The organism is Candidatus Magnetaquicoccus inordinatus, from assembly GCF_004217665.1.
GTDB lineage: Bacteria > Pseudomonadota > Magnetococcia > Magnetococcales > Magnetaquicoccaceae > Magnetaquicoccus > Magnetaquicoccus inordinatus.
The window spans coordinates 1-7,100 of the sequence record NZ_RXIU01000185.1 but is presented as its reverse complement, the minus strand read 5'-3'; the positions used below and the strand labels follow the sequence as shown (position 1 = coordinate 7,100).

Below are 7,100 nucleotides of genomic sequence, written 5' to 3'. Positions count from 1 at the left end.
GGCTTAGTTTGAAAAGCGCGCCAAAGGCAAAAGATTAAAAAAGATTAAAAGCAAAATCCCAGGGATTCCATCCCTGGACCCGGCCAGGGAGGTGCCCTCCCTGGACCCGCAATAGTTTTGGGTGGTGAATAGTTACAATTAAAAGATTAAAAAGCAAAATCCCAGGGATTCCATCCCTGGACCCGGCCAGGAGGGTGCCCTCACTGGACCCGCAATGGTTTTGGGTGGTGAATAGTTACAATTATTTAATGAACGGGCATTCTAGCGTGACGACCAAGACAATGAAAGAAAAATCAATCGCCGATCACTTCACCTATCTGACTCCAATAGTCAGTCGGCAGCTCCATGGCCAGTTTCAAGGCACCATAAGCACCACCATACTCTGGATCAGCAACCATGGTGACATGCACATCCCCATATTCGCGCAAATGCTGTTCAAGCAACGCCCCTAAACCGCGAATTCGCGAACCACCCCCCGCCAAAACAATATTGGCCAACGCCTCTGCCTGACACTCCGGGGCAAAACTCAACAATAGCGATTTAATCGCCTCAACAATATCCGGTACAATAGTCTCGCAGGTCATCCGCATCGCTTCCGTCACATCCAAAGCCATTGGCTTGCCATGCACCCGCAAATGGACCAGTACCGCCTCCGTGGGCGCTCCAACAAAAGCATGTTGCTCTTTCAGTTGACGTGCCAGATAGCGATCAATCTGCACTCCTGCATAGGCATCACGAATCGCCGTCTCCAACAAACGATCAATATAATTGCCCCCCTTGAGAATGCTTAACTGACTGTCGGCAGCCGGTACACTCCCTTTCATGGCACACAGATCTATGGTTCCCGCCCCGACATCGACAATCATGGTGTTGAGCAAACGCGACAGACCATAAGCCACCATAAAGGGTTCAGAAACCACCAAACAGAGATCCAACAATCCTTCGGTCAACTGCAACAACTGCCGCCTATTGGTCGCCGTGGCCCTGGCCGGAACACCAATAATCCCACAGATGCGCTCTCCGGCACGCGGTTCACTCAAAGCGATAGCCTGTTGCAAAATCTCACGCGCTGCATCCCAATCCTTGTCGTTGGCCTCCTTCAAGAGACCATCGGCCACAGGATGATAGAGATCCAGAAAAGAGCGCTTTTCGATCGCCTCATCACCCACCACCAAAGTGCGGTTGAGCAATTTGACACCGATGACATCCCGTGGATAGCCCACCACCGTCTGTAATAATCCCTTATGACGGCGACTGCTCATCACTGCCGTGCGGGCAGTACCAAAATCAATACCTAACAACAACGCCCGCTCATTTTTTTGATTTGTCATCCTCGTCTCCCACTGCGTCGCCATCCCTTTAGCCCTGCGGACAGACCATTCATCCTTTACCGGATCCCCTGTTATCTCTTGCTCCGCTCACTACGCGGATCATTTGCTCTTTGACACGTTGCGACACACCATCCAACCAACCTTGCCAGGGCTCTACCCAATCCACACTGCGCAATGCTGCTGCAAAAGTCTGTTGCCGACGTGCTCTGGCACCCTGACTGCGACGACGCGGTCGTTTGCCGTGCCGCAGCTCCAGACGGCGCCGCTGCGCTTTGTGAAGCGGTGGCCGTTCCCTCCTCTGCCTGCCACTCTGGGCCAACCACTCTTTTATCTGCTGCATCACTATTGCGCTCTGCAGCAAAAAGTGCTGCACCATCTGCAACCTCTCCCCCTCAGAGGCTGCAAGAGCCTTGCTCTGTTCACCTTCATCCCGCACCTCTGGGGCCATCTTCTCCTTTGACAACAGCTCCTTGCGCACTGCCAAACCAGGCAACCGTTGTGCTGCTGGCAATCCCGGATTGTGCCAGACAATGTTCCCCCCACGCGAAACAGCAGTAGCTCCTGGCACCATTTCGATCCACGAATAGTCCCCTGCTCTCTCTTCCCTCCCCAGCTCCTCTTCCCAGATGGCACTGGCAATGGGTGCCACTGTCAACAATGGTGGCTCCATCGCTCCATGATCTGCCACAACCATACCGCCCTTGCCCACCCCGTGTGACCAGAGATCATTCACCCAAGGCAGTTCCGGCAGAGCAGGAAGTAGCGGAGTCTCTGCCAATAACTGAACAGAAGAGAGAGAAATAGGCGCTGCTCTGCACGCAACCTGGCCACCCTTGAAACCCTGCAGATCGGGAAATGGGGCTGCAGAAACAAAAAGATCCTCTTCTGCCGCTGCCAACTGCCTCTCTGCCTGCTCCGTTTGCGCGCTTTCTTCTTGCTTTTCCTCGCCAATCTCTTCCAAAGTACCCATCTCTTCTTTGCTGAGATCAAACATCAGAGCCAGTTCACTCAGCCTCTCCGCATCAGCAGTCGTTGCCAACTGCGCAGCCAACGGTGCACTGCCCTCATCCAAGGTTATCACTCCTCTTTGTCAGCACAACAGCCTTTCGGCATCGCAGGAGGAAAAGGTTGACAATCTCCCTCTAAAACCCGCATCTTGGGGTATGCGGCAGCGCAACCGGTACACGGTCCGCCGAATATCGGTAGTTAGCCTACCATTGCATTTCCTGTCAAGAAAACAAATTCATTTTACTGCCGATTACCTGTTGCGGAATGTCATCATGTATACCATTGCCCTCTACAACAACAAGGGTGGGGTTGGCAAGTCCACTTTAACCCTCGCCATGGCCGACTTTCTCGCCACCCTGCAGGTTGCCGGACGCCCTTTGCGCCTGTTGGTGATCGATATGGATGGGCAAGGATCCATCTGTACCGCTCTGCTCGGAGTGGAACGGATTGAACAGGCCAAACTCTCCGCCAGTACCATCGGTCATGTGGCTCTGCAATTGGCCAATGGCCACCAACCGCTCCTGGAATCCCTCCTGCACACCCGATCTGGTAGTCGTGGCGGTCAACCACCCCTGCCCGCCTTGACCGTTCTTCCTTCCGATCGGGAAAGCATGCTCGATTTTGACGCCAACCCTCTGCGACCTCTGACTCTGCTGGCACAACGACTCAAACCACTGCTGGCGCAACATTTTGATATTGCTCTGCTCGATCTGCCCGGCAGCCTTGATGAACGCCATCTGCTGGCAATCAATGCCCTGATCATGAGTGATGCCGTGTTGATTCCTGTCGAATTGACCCGTCTGGCCCTGCAAGCCCTGCCGGAAACCATCCGTATGATCCGATATGCCCAGGAAAAAAATGCGCACTCCTTGCCGCAGCCGCTGGGCTTTATCCTCAACCGCACCGACCGTCGCAGCCGCCAGTATCGACTGCATCTCCCACAGTTGCAGCTTTTGGCAGAACAAAATCAGATTCCCTGCTTCGATAATCATTTGCCCCATGCCGCCGACCTGGCCAATGCCAGCGATGACACCTTAAACTTCTCCTCCCTCAAGGATCGCTACGGTAGCTATTATCCCCATGTGCGCAAAGTGGTCAAAGAGCTGTTCGATCGCTGGCAAAAAGGAGAATCATCTCCTTGATCTTTGTATCAGGGCAAGCGCATTTGCAAATTTCCTCACTGTTGCCACAAGCAAAACGGTGCATGTCGGGCGTCCGCCCTCCCAAAGAGTGCCCATTCGGGGCACAGATTGGTGCGGCGTGCGCGAATGCTTTGCATTCGCTTCTGGTGAAACGCCGCACAATTTCAGCAGGGCTTTGCCCTGCACCCACCAGGAGGAGATAATCTCCTCCTGGACCTCCATAATAATTTTCTGGTTTTCAAATGCGATTGCCCTGGATCTTTTATGCACATCGCTTTGCAGAACGCGGTGATTTTGTTAGTATGCTCCTGTTGCCTTTCTTTGCTTCCCGTCCAACCGGAGTTTTGGCATGCCCGAATGGCTGTTGACCCTTTTGAACCATCCCTGGTTGCCCTGGAGCGGCGCCCTCATAATCGCCGTCTGGGCCATTTTAGCATGGCGGTCAATGGTCAATGGTCAGATCAATCCTGCCCACCAACAACTCCATGAGCAATTGACCGTACATAATCAGGATCCCGCAGTAGCTCTGCAACTGTTTGCACCACCAGCGGGCAGTGATTCCACCACTCCACCCCAATTGAGCCTGGAATCTCTGTTGGGTAAAAAATGGGAGCGTTACCATCTTCAGGATATGCCCAACCGACTACTGGCTCTGGGACTCCTTTTTACCCTGCTCGGTCTGTGCGCCGCTTTGTTCTCCCTCAGTCGGGAGCTGCAAGCTGCCTCCCTCACCACCGCCAAAGAGAGTCTGCAAACGGTTCTGCAGGTGACATTGTGGAAATTTTTGACCTCTCTCTCCGGCCTTTGTGCGGCAACACTCTATACCCGGGCAGCCCGCTGGCATAAAGAGCAACTGCTGCTGCAGATCCATAATCTGCGCGACCGCTTGCGCGAGCAAGTGGCCTATCGCGCCGAACGGGCTCAACATCTGCCGCACCTCTCCCCAGCACCCGCCATCCCGGTGGCTGTTGCTGACTCTGCCAGCCTCCCTGCCGAACCAGTCAGCATCACCCTCCCGCCCCCTGATGCGAGTGTTGCACCCAGCAGCACGCAATCCTTTACACAACCTGCTGCACCATCCACGCAGCAGATAACAGAAGAGCCCTTTGCTCCCGCCATCCCCTCGCGCACAGCGCCACTGGCACCGGAAAAAAATACAGAGCTGCGCACCGAGAGTCTGCAACCACCGCTACAGAAAACAACCAAAAAGAGCACACCACCCCTGCCACTGTCGGCAACAGCCCCGACGCCAGCCAACCCGTTGCCATTGGCCCAATTGGCCGGCGCTTTTCATGAGCAACAGCAACGGCGTGCGCGCTCTTTGGTTAAAACGGTCAGGTAACAGTCATGAACGCACTGCCACGCCGTTCACTGATTATTCTCACCGATATGGGGCTCTCCCTGCTCTTCCTGCTCCTGCTCCTCATTGCCAGCATCGATTTTCAGCACCGTCTACAACAGGATGAGCAGCAAAGCTCCCTGCGCCAACAAAGCGACTCTACATTGGCCAGTCAACAGGCCCTGCAGGATCAAAATCAACGCCTGAACGACGAGCTACAAAAAAAAGAGCAACAAACACAAACCCTCCTCAGCGACAATCTGGCCTTGTTGGATCAAAACAGCAGCTTGCTGGTCCAGCTCAGCCCTGAGCAAAAAACCACACCCCCTCCCGCCAGCACTGCTAAACCTGAACGTTTGAGTACAACACCCCTTTCTGCAGAGCAGCAACAACTGCTGCACAATCAACAGACTCTGCAACGCCTGCAGCAACAATCACCCAGCAAAGCTCCTGCGCCCCCCACCTCCCAGCCCGCTTCGGCTGCCGAGAATGACTATTGGCAAAAGATGGTCAACAACCATCAGGATCCTCCGACCATTCCCCCGATTCCTGCCGAGATGTTCATCCTGCCGGCAGAAACGCCTCCCTCCGCCACGCAAAACCAGACAGGACTCGCCTCCTCCGGCAATGGTGGGGATGCAGGCAAAAATGGGGGCAATGGAGAGACTTTTTGGGAGGATATGCTCAGTTTTTTTCAAGGTGGTGGTCAGGCAGAGAAAGGTTCGCCACGCAATAAAAACTCTGCAGATACAGCAAACAGTGCAAACATCGCTGCACCCCCAGCCACTCTGCAGCAACCAGTCGTCAGCCACAATGTGATTCCAGAAAGCCGCCAAGAGAGCACAGGTCGCTTGCTGCGCCAACTACAAGCTGATCTGCAACAAAAACAGATTCAGGCAGAAATTGACTTCAACGCTGCACTGCTTACCCTCCCCGGCTTGCTGGATTTTTCTGCAGAAGACAACGATCCCGATCCCAAACGGCTGCCCATCATGCAGCATCTGGCCACCATCCTGATGCAGCGTTTGCGCTGCTTTACCGGCAACAGCGCGCCAGAAAGTCACTGTCCGGCTGCCAATGCCACTACTCCTGTACTGGATAGCGTGATAGTTACCGCCTTTTCCGGTTCAGCAGCACTCGGTTCCGGGGCCTTTCGCTACCATTGGAATCAGGCCAGCAGTCGCGCCGCACAATTTTATGCAGAACTGTTGGCCGCCGATGCCAACTTGAGTCAATGGCGCAATCAGCAAGGCGAATTGCTGTTGCGTCTGGATGGCTCATTTTCTGTCGAAAAGTTGGGCAACAACAGCCACGATACACCACAACGCCAAGTAGCGATTCGTTTGCTTTGGCAATAACCACCTCTCCAGGCCGCTTCCACTGCACACAACGCCCACTCAACCAGGATTGGAATTTATCTTGCAAGGTAACTCACCAGTCATACGTGACGTAACATCTTGCAATAACATGGTAAATTTCAATAAACCCCTGCGGGAGTCCCTGTCATGCGTTTCACTCATCCCTGGATTGCCTCTCCAGAACTGGCGACTGTCCCTGCCCCCTCCTGCCGCAACAGCCAACCCAGTACACCTATGGGAGAAACGGCTGGCTCACGGGGCAAGCAACGTGTGGAACCAGATATTTTTACTGATGCTCCGCAAAAGGAGGAGAACGCTCCTTTGCGTAGCAGCTCAGCAACAGCCACTGCCATTCAGCCAAAAAGCCACAAGCAGCATTTGCGCGGTTGGCTGACAGTGCTGACTTTCATGGTCGTCAGCATGCTGACAGGAAGTAGTGTGCACTTTCTTGTGCAAATGTGGCAGTGGCAACCGCTTGTGGGCTTTCTCTTTGCCGTTCTCTTCAGTGCAGTAGTCGGCACCCTATTGACGGTAGTGTGGCGCGAGTGGCGGCAATGGCGCCAATTGCGCACCGTCGCCGAGTGGCAAATGCGTGCAGAGCAGTTGCTGGATCAAGAGAGCTATGGACAGGCCTATTCACTGTTGCGCCGCCTGTTACATTTTTATCGTCAGCGCAGCGATTTGCGTTTAGGTTTGGAAAGTTTTCAGCGCCTGGTCGATGACGATATGGAGGATGCAGAGCAGGTGGTGCTCTTTTCTGAAGAGGTGTTGACCCTGATCGACAAACAAGCCTATCAAACAGTAGTACGCCACGCCTCCGGCACCGCCATGCTCAGCGCTGTCTCACCCATGCTGTGGTTGGACGGGCTGCTTTTTCTTTGGCGTAGCCTCTCCCTGCTGCAGGAGATAGCCGCCTTGTATG

Annotated in this window: 6 protein-coding genes; 4 read left to right on the top strand and 2 right to left on the bottom strand. The window is 54.3% G+C overall.

Translation table 11 applies throughout. The annotated features are described in order from the left end of the window. Positions 1 to 293: 293 nt before the first annotated feature. Both mamK and EJP87_RS12200 read right to left on the bottom strand, forming a co-directional pair. Positions 294 to 1,331 carry a MamK family actin-like protein gene (gene mamK, locus EJP87_RS12205; RefSeq protein WP_130472155.1) on the bottom strand — a complete coding sequence of 346 codons (1,038 nt, stop codon included), beginning with the start codon at positions 1,329 to 1,331 and terminating at the stop codon, positions 294 to 296. A gap of 49 nt (positions 1,332 to 1,380) precedes the next feature. After that, a complete protein-coding gene (locus EJP87_RS12200) occupies positions 1,381 to 2,403 on the bottom strand; it encodes a hypothetical protein (protein WP_130472154.1) in 1,023 nt (340 codons plus the stop codon). A 208-nt stretch (positions 2,404 to 2,611) separates the two neighbouring features. Between EJP87_RS12200 and EJP87_RS12195 the strand changes: the two genes are divergently transcribed. The 4 genes from EJP87_RS12195 to EJP87_RS12180 form a co-directional block, all read left to right on the top strand. After that, positions 2,612 to 3,481, top strand: coding sequence for a ParA family protein (locus tag EJP87_RS12195; protein ID WP_193771341.1), 870 nt, complete (start codon positions 2,612 to 2,614; stop codon positions 3,479 to 3,481). Between the two features lie 349 nt (positions 3,482 to 3,830). Next, on the top strand, positions 3,831 to 4,823 hold the full coding sequence (locus tag EJP87_RS12190) for a hypothetical protein (RefSeq protein ID WP_130472152.1): 993 nt from the start codon (positions 3,831 to 3,833) through the stop codon (positions 4,821 to 4,823). A gap of 5 nt (positions 4,824 to 4,828) precedes the next feature. Then, positions 4,829 to 6,178 carry a hypothetical protein gene (locus EJP87_RS12185; RefSeq protein ID WP_130472151.1) on the top strand — a complete coding sequence of 450 codons (1,350 nt, stop codon included), beginning with the start codon at positions 4,829 to 4,831 and terminating at the stop codon, positions 6,176 to 6,178. A gap of 147 nt (positions 6,179 to 6,325) precedes the next feature. Continuing rightward, positions 6,326 to 7,100: DUF697 domain-containing protein (locus EJP87_RS12180; RefSeq protein WP_130472150.1), on the top strand; the 775-nt coding region annotated here is incomplete at its 3' end.

Bases quoted from the DNA above. Each gene is read 5' to 3' on its own strand.
- EJP87_RS12185 (WP_130472151.1), top strand. From the start codon at position 4,829: ATGAACGCACTGCCACGCCGTTCACTGATTATTCTCACCGATATGGGG.
- EJP87_RS12195 (WP_193771341.1), top strand. From the start codon at position 2,612: ATGTATACCATTGCCCTCTACAACAACAAGGGTGGGGTTGGCAAGTCC.
- EJP87_RS12190 (WP_130472152.1), top strand. From the start codon at position 3,831: ATGCCCGAATGGCTGTTGACCCTTTTGAACCATCCCTGGTTGCCCTGG.
- mamK (WP_130472155.1), bottom strand. From the start codon at position 1,331: ATGACAAATCAAAAAAATGAGCGGGCGTTGTTGTTAGGTATTGATTTT.